At 53.6% G+C, this 17,615-nt stretch carries 17 protein-coding genes and 1 pseudogene; 13 read left to right on the top strand and 5 right to left on the bottom strand.

The genetic code is table 11. From position 1 onward, the window contains the following. Positions 1–40 precede the first annotated feature (40 nt). Positions 41–2,338, bottom strand: coding sequence for a glycoside hydrolase family 65 protein (locus ACLD72_RS23850; protein ID WP_411001857.1), 2,298 nt, complete (start codon positions 2,336–2,338; stop codon positions 41–43). Positions 2,339–2,458: 120 nt separating this feature from the next. On the opposite strand from ACLD72_RS23850, the gene ACLD72_RS23845 reads away from it, so the two are divergent. Then, positions 2,459–3,145, top strand: a complete 687-nt coding sequence (locus tag ACLD72_RS23845; protein WP_251595431.1) for a helix-turn-helix domain-containing protein — start codon at positions 2,459–2,461, stop codon at positions 3,143–3,145. Between the two features lie 125 nt (positions 3,146–3,270). Then, entirely contained in the window at positions 3,271–4,902 is a 1,632-nt protein-coding gene (locus ACLD72_RS23840; RefSeq protein ID WP_411001945.1) for an ABC-F family ATP-binding cassette domain-containing protein, read from the top strand. Between the two features lie 652 nt (positions 4,903–5,554). Here ACLD72_RS23840 and ACLD72_RS23835 read toward each other — a convergent pair. Then, a complete protein-coding gene (locus ACLD72_RS23835; RefSeq protein ID WP_251595370.1) occupies positions 5,555–5,743 on the bottom strand; it encodes a hypothetical protein in 189 nt (62 codons plus the stop codon). Between the two features lie 201 nt (positions 5,744–5,944). On the opposite strand from ACLD72_RS23835, the gene ACLD72_RS23830 reads away from it, so the two are divergent. From ACLD72_RS23830 to ACLD72_RS23800, 7 genes are all read left to right on the top strand, one after another. After that, on the top strand, positions 5,945–6,820 hold the full coding sequence (locus ACLD72_RS23830; RefSeq protein WP_411001856.1) for a cation diffusion facilitator family transporter: 876 nt from the start codon (positions 5,945–5,947) through the stop codon (positions 6,818–6,820). Between the two features lie 853 nt (positions 6,821–7,673). Next, positions 7,674–8,468 carry an NlpC/P60 family protein gene (locus ACLD72_RS23825; protein ID WP_411001855.1) on the top strand — a complete coding sequence of 265 codons (795 nt, stop codon included), beginning with the start codon at positions 7,674–7,676 and terminating at the stop codon, positions 8,466–8,468. Between the two features lie 200 nt (positions 8,469–8,668). Continuing rightward, the gene (locus tag ACLD72_RS23820) at positions 8,669–9,265 is read left to right on the top strand and encodes a DUF948 domain-containing protein (RefSeq protein WP_411001854.1); all 597 of its coding nucleotides are present in this window, start codon (positions 8,669–8,671) and stop codon (positions 9,263–9,265) included. Between the two features lie 110 nt (positions 9,266–9,375). After that, complete coding sequence (locus ACLD72_RS23815; protein WP_251595379.1) at positions 9,376–10,530, top strand: SpoIIE family protein phosphatase; 1,155 nt, start codon at positions 9,376–9,378, stop codon at positions 10,528–10,530. An 87-nt stretch (positions 10,531–10,617) separates the two neighbouring features. After that, positions 10,618–10,944 carry an STAS domain-containing protein gene (locus ACLD72_RS23810; RefSeq protein ID WP_251595381.1) on the top strand — a complete coding sequence of 109 codons (327 nt, stop codon included), beginning with the start codon at positions 10,618–10,620 and terminating at the stop codon, positions 10,942–10,944. A 28-nt stretch (positions 10,945–10,972) separates the two neighbouring features. Further along, positions 10,973–11,425, top strand: coding sequence for an anti-sigma B factor RsbW (gene rsbW, locus ACLD72_RS23805; RefSeq protein WP_411001853.1), 453 nt, complete (start codon positions 10,973–10,975; stop codon positions 11,423–11,425). Continuing rightward, positions 11,422–12,195: a sigma-70 family RNA polymerase sigma factor gene (locus tag ACLD72_RS23800; protein ID WP_251595385.1), complete on the top strand. Its 774-nt coding sequence runs from the start codon at positions 11,422–11,424 to the stop codon at positions 12,193–12,195. The genes rsbW and ACLD72_RS23800 overlap by 4 nt, the downstream gene beginning before the upstream one ends. 74 nt (positions 12,196–12,269) lie before the next feature. Here the strand turns inward: ACLD72_RS23800 and ACLD72_RS23795 are convergent, their stop codons facing one another. After that, positions 12,270–12,485 (bottom strand): hypothetical protein, encoded by a 216-nt coding sequence (locus ACLD72_RS23795; RefSeq protein WP_411001852.1) that lies wholly within the window; start codon positions 12,483–12,485, stop codon positions 12,270–12,272. A 336-nt stretch (positions 12,486–12,821) separates the two neighbouring features. Then, a pseudogene (locus ACLD72_RS23790) lies at positions 12,822–13,021 on the bottom strand (IS4 family transposase); the annotation flags it as partial. 275 nt (positions 13,022–13,296) lie between these two features. Between ACLD72_RS23790 and ACLD72_RS23785 the strand changes: the two are divergent. Both ACLD72_RS23785 and ACLD72_RS23780 read left to right on the top strand, forming a co-directional pair. Beyond that, entirely contained in the window at positions 13,297–14,199 is a 903-nt protein-coding gene (locus tag ACLD72_RS23785) for a transposase (protein WP_458476183.1), read from the top strand. Positions 14,200–14,749: 550 nt separating this feature from the next. After that, positions 14,750–15,757 (top strand): asparaginase, encoded by a 1,008-nt coding sequence (locus ACLD72_RS23780; RefSeq protein ID WP_411001851.1) that lies wholly within the window; start codon positions 14,750–14,752, stop codon positions 15,755–15,757. Positions 15,758–15,838: 81 nt separating this feature from the next. Here ACLD72_RS23780 and ACLD72_RS23775 read toward each other — a convergent pair whose 3' ends face one another. Beyond that, positions 15,839–16,066, bottom strand: coding sequence for a DUF1128 domain-containing protein (locus tag ACLD72_RS23775; protein ID WP_251595433.1), 228 nt, complete (start codon positions 16,064–16,066; stop codon positions 15,839–15,841). 156 nt (positions 16,067–16,222) lie between these two features. Between ACLD72_RS23775 and yyaC the strand changes: the two genes are divergently transcribed. Both yyaC and ACLD72_RS23765 read left to right on the top strand, forming a co-directional pair. Next, a complete protein-coding gene (gene yyaC / locus ACLD72_RS23770) occupies positions 16,223–16,753 on the top strand; it encodes a spore protease YyaC (RefSeq protein WP_411001850.1) in 531 nt (176 codons plus the stop codon). Between the two features lie 25 nt (positions 16,754–16,778). Next, positions 16,779–17,579, top strand: coding sequence for an alpha/beta fold hydrolase (locus ACLD72_RS23765; protein WP_411001943.1), 801 nt, complete (start codon positions 16,779–16,781; stop codon positions 17,577–17,579). The last annotated feature ends 36 nt before the right edge of the window (positions 17,580–17,615 follow it).

Genomic DNA, 17,615 nt, shown 5'->3' with positions numbered 1-17,615 from the left:
GGCCGCCCTTTCTCCTTCAGGTTGATCCTTGCAAGCTACCCTACCCCCGCAACTCCCGGGTAACCGCACCGCCCGGCTGCAGCGACACTTCTTCTTCGTACAGCTTGAGGCCGATCGCGTCGCCTTCGGCGAGCTCGAGGACGACGCTCTTTTGGCCGATGCGCACGTCAATCAGACGGCCGCGGAACGTCAGGCGGAAAGCATATTGCTCCCAGTCCTTCGGAATCGCCGGGGTCAGCGAAAGGCCGAATTCCTTCAGGCGCATGCCGGCAAAGCCGTACACGATGGACATCCATGTTCCGCCCATGTTGGCCAGGTGCAGGCCGTCCTTCGTATTGCCGTGCGTATTGTCGAGATCGAGCCGCGCGGTTTCGATAAAGTACTCGTACGCTTTTTCCATATTGCCGGTTTTGCACGCCATGATGCTGAAAATGCAGGAAGACAAGGACGAATCATGGGTCGTAATTTTTTCATAGTAATCGTAAGAACGGCGGATCGTTGCAAAATCCTGCTCGTCCTCCAGCAAAAAATGCGCAAGCACGGTATCGGCCTGCTTGCACACCTGATAACGGTAAATCGTCAGCGGGTGGTAGTGCAGCAGCAGCGGATAGTTTTCCTTCGGTGTGTTTTCGAAATCCCACACCGCTTTGCGCAGGAAGGTGTCGTCCTGCGGGTTAATGCCCAAGCTAGCGTCATATGGCAGCAGCATCGCTGCGGCGGCTTTGTCCCAAGCGGCGATTTCCGCCTCCGTCACTCCGAGGCGTTCGCAAAGCGCGCGGTAGGCAGCCGGATCGTAGTCTCGCAAAATGGCGCAGCTCTTGGCGGCCCACTTCAAATTATGCTTGGCCATGACGTTTGTGTAATAGTTGTTGTTGACGCAGCAGGTGTACTCGTCCGGGCCGGTCACTTCATCGATATGGAAAGCGCCATCGTAATAATGGCCGATGCCGGCCCACAAGCGGGCGGTTTCGATCAGCATCTCGGCCCCGTATTTCGCAAGAAAATCTTTATCCTGCGCGGCGAGATAATATTGAATGTAGCTGTAGGCGATATCCGCGCTGATATGATACTGTGCCGTGCCCGACGGGAAAAAGGAGGAGCATTCCGTCCCGGCAATGGTCCGCCATGGGAACAGAGCCCCCTGCTTGTGCCCCATTTGCCGCGCTCTCGCTCTGGCGTCGTCCAGCTTAGAGTAACGGTACAGCAGCAGTTGGCGGGCGATGTCCGGCCGGGTCAGCAAAAACACTGGGAACATGTAGATTTCCGTATCCCAGAAGTAATGGCCTTCGTAACCTTCGCCGCTAAGGCCTTTGGCGGATATGTTGCTGTGCTCGTCGCGGCCGGCCGATTGCAATAGCTGGTACAGGTTGAAGCGGATGCCTTCCTGCAGCTTATCGTCGTTCTGAATCACGCAATCCGCCGATTTCCAGTAGTTTTCCATATATTCGGCCTGCTCGGCCAGCAAATCATCAAAGGACAGCCCCGACAGCGTCTCGTGCAGCTGCAGCGCCCGATTCAGGAAACCGTCGCCATGGCGTAAACTGTCGGTATATACGTTGTATTTCGTAAAATACACCGGCCCGGTCAGGGGTAAAACGGCCGTATACGTCACTTCACCGCCGTTCTCGCCGCTGCCGGCTTCAAGCATTACGGAGGCTTCGCCATTCAGCCGATGGCGCGTAACGCAGGCGGCTTTCATTTTGGACACCATCGTTTCGTCAACGACGTAACCGTATTCGCCTTGAACTCCGGCATCCGCGATCGTCATCCGCTTGGCATGTCCTGCACCGACCCGGGGATCGTTCGGATTGGTGTAATTTTCGACCTTGCCGTTTACGGTGGAGACAATTTTCAGGTTGCCGGTGAAATTGACGGGCTCAATGGCGATATGAATCGCAAACAATTCACGGCGCGTAAAAGACACGAGACGCCGGAACGTCAAACGGACTTCTTTTCCTTGTGGGGATCTCCACTGAACGACCCGCTCGGCATACCCTTTGTCCATATGCAAGGTCCGCTCGAATCCGGTAATCGTCCCATGATCGAGCCGGAACGGGGTCTTGTCGTCGTCGAAATAGAGCAGCACCGTCTGCGCGTCGATGTTGTTCACCAGCTTTTGCTGTGTGTCCGGAAAGGCAAACAGTTTTTCGCCGTAGGGAATTTCGATCACGTCGTGAAAAGCGTTCAAATAAGTGCCGCGTATGCTGGTCTTTTCCGGGCCGTAAGTTTCCTCAAAATTGCCCCGTACACCCAAATATCCGTTGCCCAGCGCAAAAACGCTTTCCAAATTGAGCAGTTCGGACTGGGTTAAGGCGGAATTGGCGAGTTTCCAGGTCATAGGTTATGCTCCTCTCAGGCAAGTGTTATGGTTGAATTTTAGAATCTAAAAAGGTAATGTTATACTAAATATTTTGGATTTTTATCAATATTTTTAGGTGGAGAGGAAAATATGGACCGAATGCAGTATCTCCGGGAAAATTTCGTGCATCCCCCCGTCGATTATGAGGAAGAGCTGCTGGAAGCGATCCGGACAGGCAACGAACAGGGCGCCAAGGATGCGCTGCGCAAAATCAACGAGCTGGAGGCCGCCGTGCTGGCCGTATATCCGCTTCGCTCGAAAAAAAATGCGCTCATCGCCTCGTGCACGTTGTTCACCCGGGCGATCATCAAAGGCGGCGTCGATCCGGAAATCGCCTTCCACCTCAGCGACAAGATCATTTTGGACATCGAAAAAATCGGGGATGTGGAGCGCCTGGTCCAGTTCGAATATGAGATGCTGGTACAATTCATTTCGATGGTTCGGCGGGAAAGGGAGGAATTGCCCTATTCCCATCTTGTCAACCTGGCGGTATATTATATCCGGCAAAATATTTTTGCAGACCTAAGCCTGCCGCAAATCGCGGCCCATTTAAACGTCAATCCCAGCTATTTATCGGACCGGTTCGGCCGCGAGACCGGCATGTCCTTAACCCATTACGTCAACAGCCGAAAGATCGAAGAATCGAAGCATATGCTGCTGTACACGAACCGCCCGATCTCGGAAATCGCTTTTACGTTCAAGTTTTGCAGCCAAAGTTATTATACGCAGCTATTCAAAAAATTTACGGGAATGACTCCCAGGCAGTTCAGGACAAGCCGAGCGTAGCTTCCTGCATCAGATTTGGGAGATGGGTCGGCGGAAATCGCCGCCAAGGTTCAATTTATGCATGAATCTATGATATAATCTAAAGCCAGTAGTGCGATTAATAATAAAGGATGGTAATGCCTAACATGATCAGTACAAACGGTGTAACGCTCCGCTACGGAAAACGGGCACTTTTCGAAGATGTAAATATAAAGTTTACGCCAGGCAACTGCTATGGCCTGATCGGCGCGAACGGTGCGGGAAAATCGACGTTCCTGAAAATTTTGTCCGGTGAAATCGAACCAAACCAGGGCGAAGTGTTTATGACGCCGGGGGAAAGACTCGCCGTGCTCAAGCAGAACCATTTCGAATATGACGAGTATCCGGTGCTGGAGACGGTCATTATGGGCCACGGTAGACTTTATTCGATTATGAAAGAGAAGGACGCTTTGTACGCCAAAGCGGATTTCTCCGAAGAGGACGGCATGCGGGCCGGAGAATTGGAAGGCGAGTTCGCCGAGCTGAACGGTTGGGACGCCGAGCCGGACGCCGCTGCGATGTTGATCGGCCTCGGTATCCCGCGCGAGCTGCACGACAAGAAGATGGCCGAGCTGAGCGGCAACGAGAAGGTTCGCGTGCTGCTTGCCCAGGCTTTGTTCGGCAACCCGCAAAATCTGCTGCTCGACGAACCGACGAACCACTTGGACCTTGAATCGATTCAGTGGCTGGAAAACTTCCTGATGGATTATGAAGGCACTGTCATCGTCGTATCTCACGATCGCCACTTCCTGAACAAAGTGTGTACGCAAATCGCGGATATCGACTTCGGCAAAATCCAGATGTACGTCGGCAACTACGATTTCTGGTACGAATCGAGCCAGTTGGCGCAACAATTGCAGCGGGACGCCAACAAGAAAAAGGAAGAGAAAATCAAGGAGCTGCAGGCGTTTATTCAGCGGTTTTCCGCCAACGCTTCGAAATCGAAGCAGGCGACCTCGCGGAAGAAGCAGCTCGACAAAATCACGCTGGAGGACATCCGTCCGTCCAACCGGAAATATCCGTTCCTGCACTTTAAAGCGGAGCGGGAAGCGGGCAAGCAGTTGCTGACGGTCGACGGGCTGACGAAAACGGTGGAAGGCGAAAAGGTGCTGGAGGGCGTCAGCTTCGTCGTGAACAAAGGCGACAAGATCGCTTTTGTAGGCCCGAACGGTCTGCCGAAAACGACGCTGTTCCAGGTCCTCATGGGCGAGCTGGAAGCGGACGGCGGGGAATACAGCTGGGGCGTAACAACCTCACAGGCTTATTTCCCGAAGGACAACTCCGAGTATTTTGACGGGGTGGAGCTCAATCTGGTCGACTGGCTGCGTCAATATTCCAACGATCAGGACGAAACGTTCCTGCGCGGCTTCCTGGGCCGGATGCTGTTCTCCGGCGAAGAAGCGCTGAAGAAGGCGAGCGTGTTGTCCGGGGGCGAAAAGGTGCGCTGTATGCTGGCAAAAATGATGCTGAACGGCGCCAACGTGCTGCTGTTCGATGAGCCGACCAACCACCTTGACCTGGAATCGATCACCGCGCTCAACAATGGGCTGATCGATTTTGATGGGACGATTTTGTTCACATCGCATGACCATCAGTTTATCCAGACGATCGCCAACCGCATCATCGAGATTACGCCAAACGGCATCATTGATCGCGTCATGACGTACGATGAATATCTGGAAAGCGAAGAAATCCAGAACCTGCGCAAATCGATGTATCCGGAAGAGGTTAACGCGTAAGGTAGTAGAATTAGTTGTGAAATCAAGCCGTATGGGAGTCTGCCGGACGCCTGTGCGGCTTTTTTGTTTTGCGGGGAAAGTGGGGGAAGGCTACTGGTGGAGCGGAGTGTGTGCAGAGATGTGTGTGCAGAGATAACGGTAAAAAAGGTTCTTATTTCGGACGGATGATGGGAATGGGCAAAATAAAGGTATTTTATGGCGTTATTTATGGGCGTACCCGTTAAAAGGCAGGTTTTCTCGGGGAGAGCAGGAAAATAAGGACCAAAATGTCCTCTATTGCCGGGAATTGGCCGAAGATTTGAAAAATAGCGACAAAAATGTCCGCTATCCGGACGGGGCCGAGGCGGGCGGCAAAAGTTTTGCGCCGGGTAGCTGTTTGCGTGGCCTAACTAAGGCCGGCAGCCCATAGCCGGAAGGCTCGCAATGCGGCATCCGCGGGTGCCTATCCGCAGGTGCCGCATCCTGGCATGGCATGGCAGCCCGCGCCCGCTGGGCCGGGAGACTGGCACCCGGATAGCCCGTATCGCGGCATCGGTATTCTAGCCCGCCCCAGGAAGCGGCACGAAAAAAAGGCACGGGGCTCCCGTGCCTTCATGCGCTGCGGCAACTTTTTGCCGGGCGAATTGCCCTAAGCGCCGCCTTACGAACCACCCTACGAGCCGCCCGTACGGCGGCGCTGGTTGTTGGGCTTTTTGTTGTTTTGGCTTTTCAGCGTTTTGGTCTGAAAGCCATCCTTCATTCCCGGCTTACCCGCGGCATGCTGCTGCTGTTTTTTCTGGGCCAGCTTTTGCCGCATCGCTTCGGCCAGGTCGATTTTACGCGGTTCATTATTTTCGCTCACGGTGATCATCTCCTCGAAATTAGGAAAGGGGCTGTTCCTATTCTATACGTTTTTAAAAGTGTGTACAACGGGAATAATGAGCCTGGAGCGCTTTTGCCTCAGTCAACACTGTTTCTCTGGATTCACACGGGGTTTATTTGATAGTATGATAAAACGTTTTTATTCCTGACTGGTTCGGGAGAGGTTCTGGAGGTGCGGTACTTGGTGGATGTATATGAAGATATTCGCAAAGGGGAACGCGGCGCTTGGGTCAGCATTACCGCTTATTTGGTGTTGTCCACCTTCAAGCTGATCAGCGGTTTTTATTTTGCTTCAAGCGCGCTGCTTGCCGACGGGGTTAATAACTTGACGGACATTGTGGCGTCGGCGGCCGTGCTGATCGGGCTGAAAATTTCGCAAAAACCGCCGGATTCCGATCACGCTTATGGTCATTTCCGGGCCGAAACGATCGCCGCGCTGGTCGCTTCCTTTATTATGGCCATGGCCGGCATTCAAGTGATCATCGACGCGGTCCGCGCCCTGGCGGCCGGCAAACAAACCGAACCGGATATACGCTCGGCTCTGATCGCCTTGGTCTGCGCCGCCGCAATGGGCGGCGTCTATTGGTTCAACCGCCGGTTGGCCAGGCAGATCAACAATCAGGCGCTGATGGCCGCGGCCAAGGACAATTTGTCCGACGCTCTGGTTAGCGTAGGGGCGGCCGTCGGCATTTTTGGGGCCCAATTCGGACTGCCTTGGCTGGATACCGTTGCCGCCATCGCCGTCGGCATATTGATTTGCAAGACGGCCTGGGATATTTTTCGCGATTCCACGCACAATTTGACGGACGGATTTGATGAAAAAGAACTGGGCGATCTGCGCAGTACCATCTCACGAATTCCCGGAGTAGAGGGGATTAGGGACTTAAAAGCCCGTGTGCACGGAAATCATGTGCTCGTAGACGTCGTCATTGAAGTGGAACCTCATCTGACGGTTATTGAAAGCCATGAAATCAGCGACCGCGTGGAGGAGCGGATGCGGCGAATCCAAAACGTGATGCATGTCCATGTGCATGTGGAGCCGAAGGGAACGGCCTGATCGGCGTGAATTGAGGTAAATACATATTTTGTTCATGCGGTCGCCGTCTGATCAGGGAATTGGTCGGCATTTTAGAAGAACAGCCGGGACGGGTTTTTGTATGGAAATCACCATACGGGAATCTGTTTCGGTTGTTTTTTTGCCAGAATTTATAAAGTTTCGGGCATGGTAGAGGGCGATGCGCAGGTAGAGAGGGGAGGAGAAGAGGAATCTGAGGGCTAAGGGACACCAGCGCTGTTATTTTCGGAAAAACGGAGGTTTGCAAAATGTAACGGACCCAGATGCTCTTATTTACCTCAAATCGGCCTGAATGAACTGGTTTTGAGTGAAATAGGGTCGTTTGTGTCCGTTAGGCTGGGAAATACCCGGGAAATGGGAGGATAAGGTCGCTGGTGTCCCTTAGAGCAGCGTCCAAAGTAGAAGTCAGAGCTATTAAAGGATGCCGTCCGGCGTTTTTCTTAGAGATAGCACGCGACGGCAAATAGGGATGAACCCGCTTCCGAGGGCTCCCAACAAACGTCCTAAAACATAGTTCTTTTGGGAAAAAATCCAAATCTAACCATGTGCTATTTTCCGTATCGTAATAAAATTGTCCGCAAGTCAACGCCCCCAACGAGTGGCGAGATTGTTGGCGGCTTCTCACCGGTTGGGTAGAACGCGAAATAAATAGGACATGTGCCTCTTTTATTAGTGGACAACTTAGGAAATATGTCTTTGAATGCGCTTTCTCATAATGTGAGAATCGACCGATTCAGACATCTTTCGACAAGGGATATAATGGGGGCAAGTCCAAAAGAAAGGAGAAATGAACTAGAACTAGAGACAGCAAGAATTACACAAGGAGGCACAATCCATGAAACGAAGCGTCACGATTGCTTTATTGAGCGCCATTTTACTATCTTCCTATACAGCATTACCAAATCAAGCATCCGCATCCGCGTCGGCTACCGCCGCGTCGGTTACCAAAGGACATATCAATAATGGGGTGAATTTGCGCACCAAGCCGTCCCTTTCCGGGAAGGTGGTCGGCCTGGTGAATAAAGGCGCCGAAGTCACCGTTTTGGGGCGAAGCACCAAGTACTTCTATAAGGTGAAGACGCAAGGCGGAACGGTCGGTTATGTCAGCGCAAACCCGAAATACATTACGGTTTCCTCCGGCTCATCCGCTCCGGCGCCAAAGCCAAAGCCTGAGACTTCGGGGACCGTGAGCCAGCAAATCGAGCAGGTGATTCAAACCGGCATGAAGTATCTCGGGACGCCGTACGAGTTCGGTTCGAACCGGAATACGACGGCGACGTTTGATTGCTCCGATTTCGTCAGACAAGCCTATAAGGAGGCGCTCGGCCTAACCTTGCCGTCCGATTCGCGCAAACAGGGCGCCTGGATCAAGGACAACGGCACGGCCGTTTACAACATCGGCAGCCTGAAGCGGGGCGATCTTGTTTTCTTCATGAGCTACAAAGGTTCTAAGGCTTCCGATTACGCGGGCATCAATAAGCAAAGCCAGCGGATTACGCATGTGGCGATATATCTCGGCAACGGACAACTGCTTCATACTTATTCGACCAAGTCGGGCGGCGTAAAGGTAGACCAGCTTGACGGGGCGTGGGTGCACCGCTTTATGTTTGGCGGAAGCGTCTTGAAATAAGCGGCGCACTGCAGGCTACCTTTCCGAATCCATAAATTTTTCGGCCCTTTCTTACACGAAGAAGGGGCCGATTCGTATTACGGCACTAACAGGTCTGCCCCCCACATGATAACCATCCTCAGCTCATAGATTGAATTATGGCATGGTTGCCCGGACCGCCGGGGAATTTGGATCATGGGAGCGAAAGCGAGGGGACGGATATGATTTGGGAAATCAGCGTGGCGTGTATAGCGGCGGCCTTTGCGGTGATTGCCGTTTTTTTGGCGAGAGCCTTGAGGATGGCGGAACGTTCGATGCGGCAAGCGGCAGAAACGCTAAATGTAATGCACAACACGGTTGCCGATTTAAGCTCGGACGTCAAGCGGCTTGTGCATCAGGCGAATGATCTTGCCGCCGATGCGCAGCGTCAATTGAAGCTGCTGGAACCGGTGCTGGAAGCGGTACACCTGACCGGTGAAGCGTTGGGCGAGACGGCCCTGACGGCCAAACAGGTGTCTGCGGCGCTTTCCGGCATTCTTCGCAGCCGCTCCAAAACAGCCAAAGCTTCGGCAGCAGCCTCCAACGCCAAAGCGCCGGAGCCGGAGCCGCGGAAGGGGACGAATGGTCCAGCAAGCAGTCCGGCAAACGGCCAGTCAAATGGCCAAACAAACGGCCAGACCAATGGCCAGACCAATGGCTTGACAACCGCCCAGGCCGATCCGGCCATGGGCGAAAAGGGAGCGGACGCCGGACGCGAGGCCGGCTGGGTCAAATGGGCGGATATTGCCGCCGAGATGTGGCAGAAATACCGGAGTTGACCAGGTGGAACATGACACCCTGAAGCCATCCGGCGTTTTTTTCGGTTTCAATCCGCAGCCGAGCGGGTAATGTAAACGAGTGATTCGCTATATTTTTAAGGGAGAAATATATGAGAATTCTAATCGTCGACGACAATCCGACCAACATAATCATCATTCGGGAAATTCTGAAAAAAGAAAAATACCGCAACACCGTGTCCGTCTCCTCCACGAAGGAGATGTTTGAACGTTTGGGGGTGCGAAGTCTGGAGCGGATCGAGGAGAGCGGCCCGTCCGACATCGATTTGATTTTGCTGGATATGATGATGCCCGAAATGGATGGGCTTGAGGCATGCCGGCTGCTGCAACGGTCCGAGCATTTGAAGGAAATTCCGATCATCATGGTTACGGCGATCGGCGATTCGAACAAGCTGGCGGAAGCGTTGGACGCGGGTGCGAATGACTATGTCATCAAACCTATTAACAAGGTGGAACTGATGGCCCGAATCCGTACGGCGTTGCGGCTGAAGCTGGAAAAAGACTGGCACAGGAACCGGGACCAGCGGATTCAGGAGGAGTTGAAGCTGGCGGCGCTTGTGCAGAATGCCGTGCTCAGCACCCCGATTCATGATCAACATTTTGAAATCGATGCCATCTATAAGCCTTCCAATGAATTGGCCGGGGATTTGTATGCCTGGTATTCGCTTGGCGAAGGAAGGTACGGGATTATTTTGCTGGACATGATGGGGCATGGCATTTCCTCGTCGTTGTTCTGCATGTTTATCTCCTCGGTCATGAAGGACACCGTTCATAACTATGTCGAGCCGGAAAAAGTCATTCAGGAATTAAACCGGCAATTTAACCAATTACATATCGTAAGCAAGCTTATTCAATATTATTTTACGGCGATTTATCTTGTGGTGGATACACGGCGGAAAAAAATCGACTACGTGAATGCGGGGCATCCGCCGGCGTTGTTCTACAAGCATGACGGGTCGCTCGTCAAGATGGACCGCATCGGCCCGCCGGTCGGTTTGTTTGACGAAATGGAGGTGCATCCTCAAACGCTCTATTACGAAGAGGGCGGGCATATCGTGCTTTATACGGACGGTCTGGCCGACGCGCAAAGAGGCACCTTGGAGGAGCGCCAGGCCTGGCTGGAAGATTCGCTGAAGGGCAGCGGCCATCGCTTCAACCGGGAGGAAATGAACCGGCTGTTTTTTGACGAAGGTTTGCCGCGCGAGCGGGAAGACGACAAATGCCTCGTTTGGATCTACTTGAAATGAGGCGCCGGAGGGCGGCCTTTTTTGTTTCAGTTCCGGACATGCTGGGTTATCTTGTAGTAAGAAAACTTATTTCAGGAGAGAGTAGCGATGAATACGAGAAAAAGTGAAAAGTTTTCCGCAACGCCGCAATTTGAAAACGGGGTACGCACTGTATTTTTGCGTGGAGAGCTCGATTTGTCCGTTGCTCCCGATTTGCGAAAAGTGCTGGAACCTCTGGTAGGGAACGATGATGAGGATCTGATCATTAATTTGAAGGAGCTAAAATACATCGACAGTACCGGCATCGGGATTCTGCTGTCCATTTTGAAGGCAAGACAAGGGATGTCCGGCCGATTTTTCGTCAGTGAAATCCCCGATCACATTCGCAAGCTGTTTGAATTGACCGGGATCGCGAAATTTTTTGCGGAACAGTAGATTCCCACTAAGGAAAGGATCGAGTATCATGATAGAGGAAGCAGAGAGAATCATCATCAATTTGCCGGCAACCCCAGAATACGTGGATATCGTCAGGTTAAATTTGTATGGTGTAGCCTCGAAAATGGGTTTTTCGTACGAACAAATCGAAGATATGAAAGTAGCCGTGTCCGAGGCCTGCAACAATTCCGTGCTTTACGCTTATAAGCAGGAAGCGGGAATGATGGAAGTCACGTTCGAAGTTTTGACCGATGCTTTGTCGATTACGGTCAGAGATGAAGGGGAGAGCTTTGAACCGTGGGGCAGGCCGGGAAATCGCGTCAGTTTGCATGATAAAGAGCTAAGCGAGGTGACGGTTGGCGGATTGGGCTTCTATTTGATGCAGGCGCTGATGGATGATGTCATTGTGGAGAGCGAAATCGGACATGGAACGAAGGTGACGATGCTGCGCCGGATCCAGAAGAGCGAGGAGAAAGTATGACCGACAAGCAGACTCCCCATGAGTCGTGGCAAGCATCGGTTTGTCTGATCAGAATTTATCAAGCAACGAAAGACAATGAGGTCGCAACGGAATTGATCCGGAAATACGATCCCATGGTCAAAACGGCCGCCAGCAAAATTGCCCGGAACCGGCCCGACTTGTATGAAGACCTGTATCAGGTTGGAGAAATGGCCCTGATCCGGCTGCTTCAGCAGTATGACACCAGCCTTGGCATCCCGTTTGAGCCCTATGCGATGAAAAGCATGATCGGCCATATGAAAAACTATTTGCGGGACAAGTCCTGGTATATACAGGTGCCGCGCAGAATCAAGGAAAAGGGCGCGCATGTGCAGCAGGCCATCGACGAGTTGACCGTACAGCTTGAACGATCGCCCAACGTAAAAGATATCGCCGAATATTTGGAGCTGTCGGTCGAGGAAACGGTCGAAGTGCTCGCCGGACGCGAATGTTATCATTATGTATCTCTGGATTCGCCGCTTTCTCAGGACGAAAGCGCGGCGACGCTGGGGGAACTGCTTAGCTCGGAAACGAATGATTATGAAACGTTGGAGAAACGGATGGATTTGCAGCAGGCGCTCTCGTATTTGAAAACGCAGGAACAGCAGGTGCTGCTGCTTGCTTTTCAGGAGGGGCAGTCGCAGAGAACGATCGCCCGCAAGCTGGGCATGTCACAGATGAGCGTTTCCCGCATTCAGAAACGGGCGACGGAGAAACTTAAACAAATCATGGATCAAATGAACGCGAATTAACACCCTGACATACTAACTTACGACAACCCGCGCCGCCCTACCGGAAGGAAGGGCGGCGTTTTTGCCTTATTCCTCTACTGCTGGGGGTCGGGTTTAAGCCCGCCCTTCAGATCTTCGCTGCCTGTTGCCATCTGCTCCATGTCCTCGCCAAGCTGAATCAAATCCTCCATATCGTTGACCATCGAGCCGTTTTCGGCCTCGGAAATCTCCTTATAATCGGGAAACTCGCCGGACGCGGCGTCCTTGATTTGTTCGTTGACGTATTGCTCCTGCTTATCTTCGGGTTTCATAGCCGGTTTGCCTCCTACTTGTATGTGAGTGTTGATAAGTAGTTTGCGCCGATTTCATGGATCACATGTATAAGTTGATTTAGAATATTGAACCTAGGTGAATGATTTTGAAGAAACTCAAAGCTTTCTGCAAGAAAGCTGCATCGGAAGCATATGCTTGGTTGCCTCTGTGAGCGGATTTCTACCGTGCTTGAATTTATAACTCAACTTTCGCAGCAAAAAATCGGCAGACAAGCCTTGATTTAGCTGGGTAAAGCAGCAATCCATTGCCGGAGTTGACGCTGAATCAGGGGCGGACAGTGTCTTCCCGGCTGTTTGGGCTACTTCGTTGATCAATAGCATAGAAGATCTCTTGTAAAACGTGCCGGTGGCATGATCTCTAAACCGGGCAAGCAACTCGACCGCTTTGCTGCAATTCCGTTCAAACATGGAAGCATGGAAGTGTCAACGATGAAGGGGGCGTCACGATCCGCCGAGGTCAGCGCATCTACCTTTTGGACCGTAGCTGTTTCGAGCAGTGTCCCAAATCGACGCCAAGTGAGGGGGCTGCCCAAAGGGTTGGTGTCTTGGAGTCTTGGTGCCTTGGTGTCCCTGCCTGCTGCTTGCCTTTGCACGATTATCCCTTTCGTTCAGTGAGCAGGGAGTAGGGGGGGGGCTAGAGCAAGGGTTCCCAAAAAAGAGAAAAAAAGAGAGGAGGAAAAAATGAGGCGGTCTAGGTGAGATTTTTGGCTTGATAAGAGAACGTACGTTTGGTATAATGAAATAAATCGAACATACATTCGTGAATTCTTAAATTCGGGGGCGAGCGAACATGGAGGTCAATTCGGGAACGGAACTTCAACCATTCAGCAGCCGTTATAACAGCGAGCAGGCCTGCATAGAGGCGCTGATCGCGATGAAGTGGCCGAACGGCTTTGTCTGCCCGCGCTGCGCTCACACCCGATGCAGCCTTCTGACTTCCCGGCATATCCCCTTGTTCGAGTGCGGAAAGTGCAAGCATCAAACATCGCCTTTGGTCGGCACGATTTTTGAAGGAACGCATCTCCCCCTGGTGAAGTGGTTCCAGGCGCTGGAGTTGTTCCTGCTCCCTGACGGCATCTCAGCGTTGCGGCTGCGCCAGGTGATCCGGGTCACCTACAAAACCGCCTGGTTGATGCTGCACAAAATACGCCATGCCGTCGGAGAGTTCGATGCCCGGGAACTGCTCTCTGGAGACGTGAAGGTGAACAGCGATCAGTATGGGCGTAATCCGTCCCGGTGTCAGTTTCTGCATCCATATGCCTCGGCGGTCGTAGCGGGATGCACGGTCACGGAGTCGGGTGAGCCGGAGCAGGTCAAAATCTGCCTGGTGCCGCATAAGAGAGGAGACGGGAAAAGGGCAAACCGTCACGAACTCGCCGCGTTCATCAACCGGCATGTGGATGTCCGTACATCGATGGTACAGTCGTTCCCTCTAGCCTATCGGCTGTATGCGCCCTTGCGGAAAGTGGTAAGAGAGGCGTGGGAATCGCTGAAGAGTACGTATGGAGCCTTGGGACTAAAGCATCTGCAGGCTTACCTAAACGAATATACCGGACGCCGCCGGCTGCACCTGGCCGGAGCGGAAGAAACGATGCGGCAGAAGTTGCTGCGCATGTGTGTGGCAATTCCGGCTATCCCTTACCGCCGGCTGATCGCACGCCAACCGAACCAGCCCCTTGCGGCTGCGGCCTGATCGACACGATGGAACGGTGGGGGGAGTTTGACGAAGATCAACTTAATGGGTAGGGGTTAGCTTAATGCGGATCAACTTGCTTGGTGTGGGTTAGCATGAACGGTGCGGGCGTTACTGCAGAGGGAAGGGTTTAGGCTACAGCAAAATCACGGTCTTTTCGTTTCCCTCGCGTCTTGTCCTTGATCCCTTGTCTTGATGTCTTTGTCTTGATCTTTTGTCCAATCTGTTTCACCTCCCCTAAACCTGACTCCTTCTCCTAAGCCCGTCTAAATTATCTCGAACCGATCTGCTTCTCCACCAAATATTTTCTTCTCCCGAGCTTGTCTGTTTCTCTGCTACCTGATCAAACGGGATAATCGTGCAAAGCTTTCGGACAGCGAATGTGATGATCTGCCGCTCACCCCACCCCACCCCACCCCGCTTCCCTATCCTAAGCTTTCAACGCCCTTCTGCGTAGTTCAACTTGTAATAGAAAGATCTATAGCCATTGCGGAAACACTATACTATACTGTAGGGATGGAATCCGGAAGATAAGGAGATAACGAACCATATGGAAACAGTGCTGGTTAACGAATACCGCGGGGGCCTGTTGGAATGTACCCACTTTGGGCATATATGTATCGTGAATGGGCAAGGCGAGGTGGTGAAGCAGGCGGGGAATCCGCACCAGATCGTGTTCACGCGGTCGGCGGCCAAGCCGATTCAGGCGATTCCGGGAATTCGGGCGGGCATCGTAGAGGCGTTTGGCCTTAGCGATGCGGAGGTCGCGATCATGGCCGCGTCCCACCGGGCCGAAGAGGCGCATGTCGAAACGCTGGAGCGGCTGCTGGACAAAACCGGGCTTAGGGAAGAAGCCCTAGTTTGCGCACCAAGCCTGCCGTTGGATGAACAAGCCAAGGAACGGGTGCTGCGCCAAGGCGGAAGCCGGAGACGGTTATACCATAACTGCGCGGGGAAGCACCTGGGTGTCTTGGCCTACTGCAAGCTGAAAGGCTATCCCCAGGACGGCTACAATCGGCCGGAGCATCCGGTGCAGAAAGAGATTTTGGCAACGTTGGCGGGGCTCGCCGATTGCGCGCAGGATGACATTTCGCTGGGCACGGACGGCTGCGGTTTCCCCGTTTTTGCCCTGCCGCTGTCTGCATTGGCGACCGCCTATGTCAAGCTGGCCAGCCCGGCGCTGATTGATGATCCCAAAACGGCGGAGGCCGCCGCATTTATCGCCTCCGCCATGAACCGCCATCCCCGGCTGGTGGCCGGTTCGGGGCGGATCGATTCGATTTTGCTGGAGGATCCGAATATCGTCGCCAAAGGCGGCTTTAAAGGCGTGTATGCCTTTGCTTTGCGCAAAGAGCGGCTTGGCGTAGCGTTTAAAGTGTTGGACGGTTCGGAGGAGGAATGGGGCCTGAGCGCCACGGCCATTCTGGAGCAGCTCGGTTACGGCAACGAAGAAACGCTCCGCAAGCTGCGGAGCGCCTTTCCGTCCTCGATTAAAAATGATGAAGGCTGGGAGGTCGGCCATGCGGAGACGGCCTTTTCCTTGCGGAATCCGGGTTGACGGGTAGAGGATCCGGGAAAATATCGCCATTTTTCCCCTTATGTTTTAGAGAAGGACTTACGCTTTTATAGGAACTGTCTGCTAGGCCCTGCTGCGCAACCGGCCCAACTCCTGGGCGAGCGCTTCGACCTCAGAAATGCTGAGACGCTCCTTGCTCATCACGATATCGTACACGTCCCGGATGTCGTCGTATTGCTCCACATTGAACGCCGAAGCCGACATAGCTGCTCCGGACGCCATTTTCAGCTTCGTTTTGATTGCCTCGATCATAAATTCGATATTAGCCTGGCTTTTTATGGACAAATCCATCTTCTTCATCCTTTCATAACTCTCATAGTCATATAACGCGTGACCTCTATGTGCTATTGTATCATGCCGGGGCAAAATTCATGAACCTTTGCGGTGATCCGCCGCAATGCGTTACAATCAGGGTACTATATACCGGGAGGGGGCGAGCAAAGGAACGTGGAGGTATGGAAGGTATGGCCGCAAGCCGGATTGGAGCAAACCAAGCTGAGCGGCGGCGAGCTGGACTCTTTTTTTCGAAAAATTTATACCAGGCATCAAGGGAAAACGATCACGTTTCTGTGTATCGGTACGGACCGGTCTACGGGTGACGCGCTGGGCCCGCTCGTCGGTACGAAGCTGGAGGAGCGGGGAATGACGGCGGTCGTTGGCACGCTCCGGGAGCCTTGCGACGCGGGGAATCTGGAGGAGCGCATGGCCGCCATACCGCCGGAAAATATCGTTGTGGCCATCGACGCCTGTCTGGGTGCGCCGGGTTCGGTAGGTTATTACCTCGTTTCGGAGCAGCCGCTGCAGCCGGCGCAATCGGTGGGCCGCAGCCTGCCTGCGGTTGGGCATTACAGTGTGGCCGCCGTCGTGAATGTGAAAGGACCCAAGCCTTACTGGACACTGCAGATGACCTCATTGTTCAAAGTAATGCAAATGGCTGATGAAATCGCGGCCGCTGCGGCTGCGTCTGGTGGAGAATAAAACCAAGGAGAAAGAAGGTAGTGTCATGGACAAGATAACGGTTAACGGATTAACGATCGCCTATGAGCGGCAGGGTGAAGGCGAAACGGTAGTGCTGCTGCACGGATTTATCGGCAGTTCCGCGTACTGGGAGAAGGTTCAGCCGCTGCTTGCCGGACAATATCAAGTGATTGCCCCGGACCTTAGGGGACACGGCTCCACGGATGCGCCGATAGGTGCTTATTCTATCGATAAGATGGCCGATGACGTCGCCGGCCTCATGGAGGCGCTCGGCATTCCGCGGTATACGCTGCTGGGGCACTCCATGGGAGGGTACGTAACGCTGTCCCTGGCGGAGCGGTACGCTTCGCGGCTGGATGGATTCGGGCTTATTCATTCCACGGGATTCCCGGACAGCGAGGAAGCCAAGGAGAAGCGGCTGCAGGCGGTATCGCTTATCCGCGCCGAAGGGATGACCACATTTGCGGACGGGCTCGTCCCGGGCCTGTTCGCTGCGGAGACGGCGGCGAAGTCTCCGGCCGACGTGGTCCGGGCCAAGGAGATCGGCTACCGCACGCCGCCGCAAGGCGCGGCCGGAGCCGCCCTGGCAATGCGGGAACGCTCCGACCGCCGGGACGTGATGGCCGATACATCGCTGCCGCTGCTGCTGGTGGCCGGCGAAAACGATACGGTCGTTCCGCCGGCGCGGTTATTTACCGCGGAAGGCCCGAACGTGACCAAAGCGGTCATCCAGGGGGCCGGCCATATGAGTATGTATGAGGCGCCGGAGCAGCTTTACTCGGTCGTCGCTGATTTCCTGCGGCACGTGTACGCCGATGGCAAATAAGCGGAAGACCGGGCTGCTTTAAAGACCGCCGGAAAG

Source organism: Paenibacillus lacisediminis (assembly GCF_046567315.2).
The sequence above is the reverse complement of the archived record's forward strand: the minus strand, read 5'-3'. Positions and strand labels throughout refer to the sequence as shown.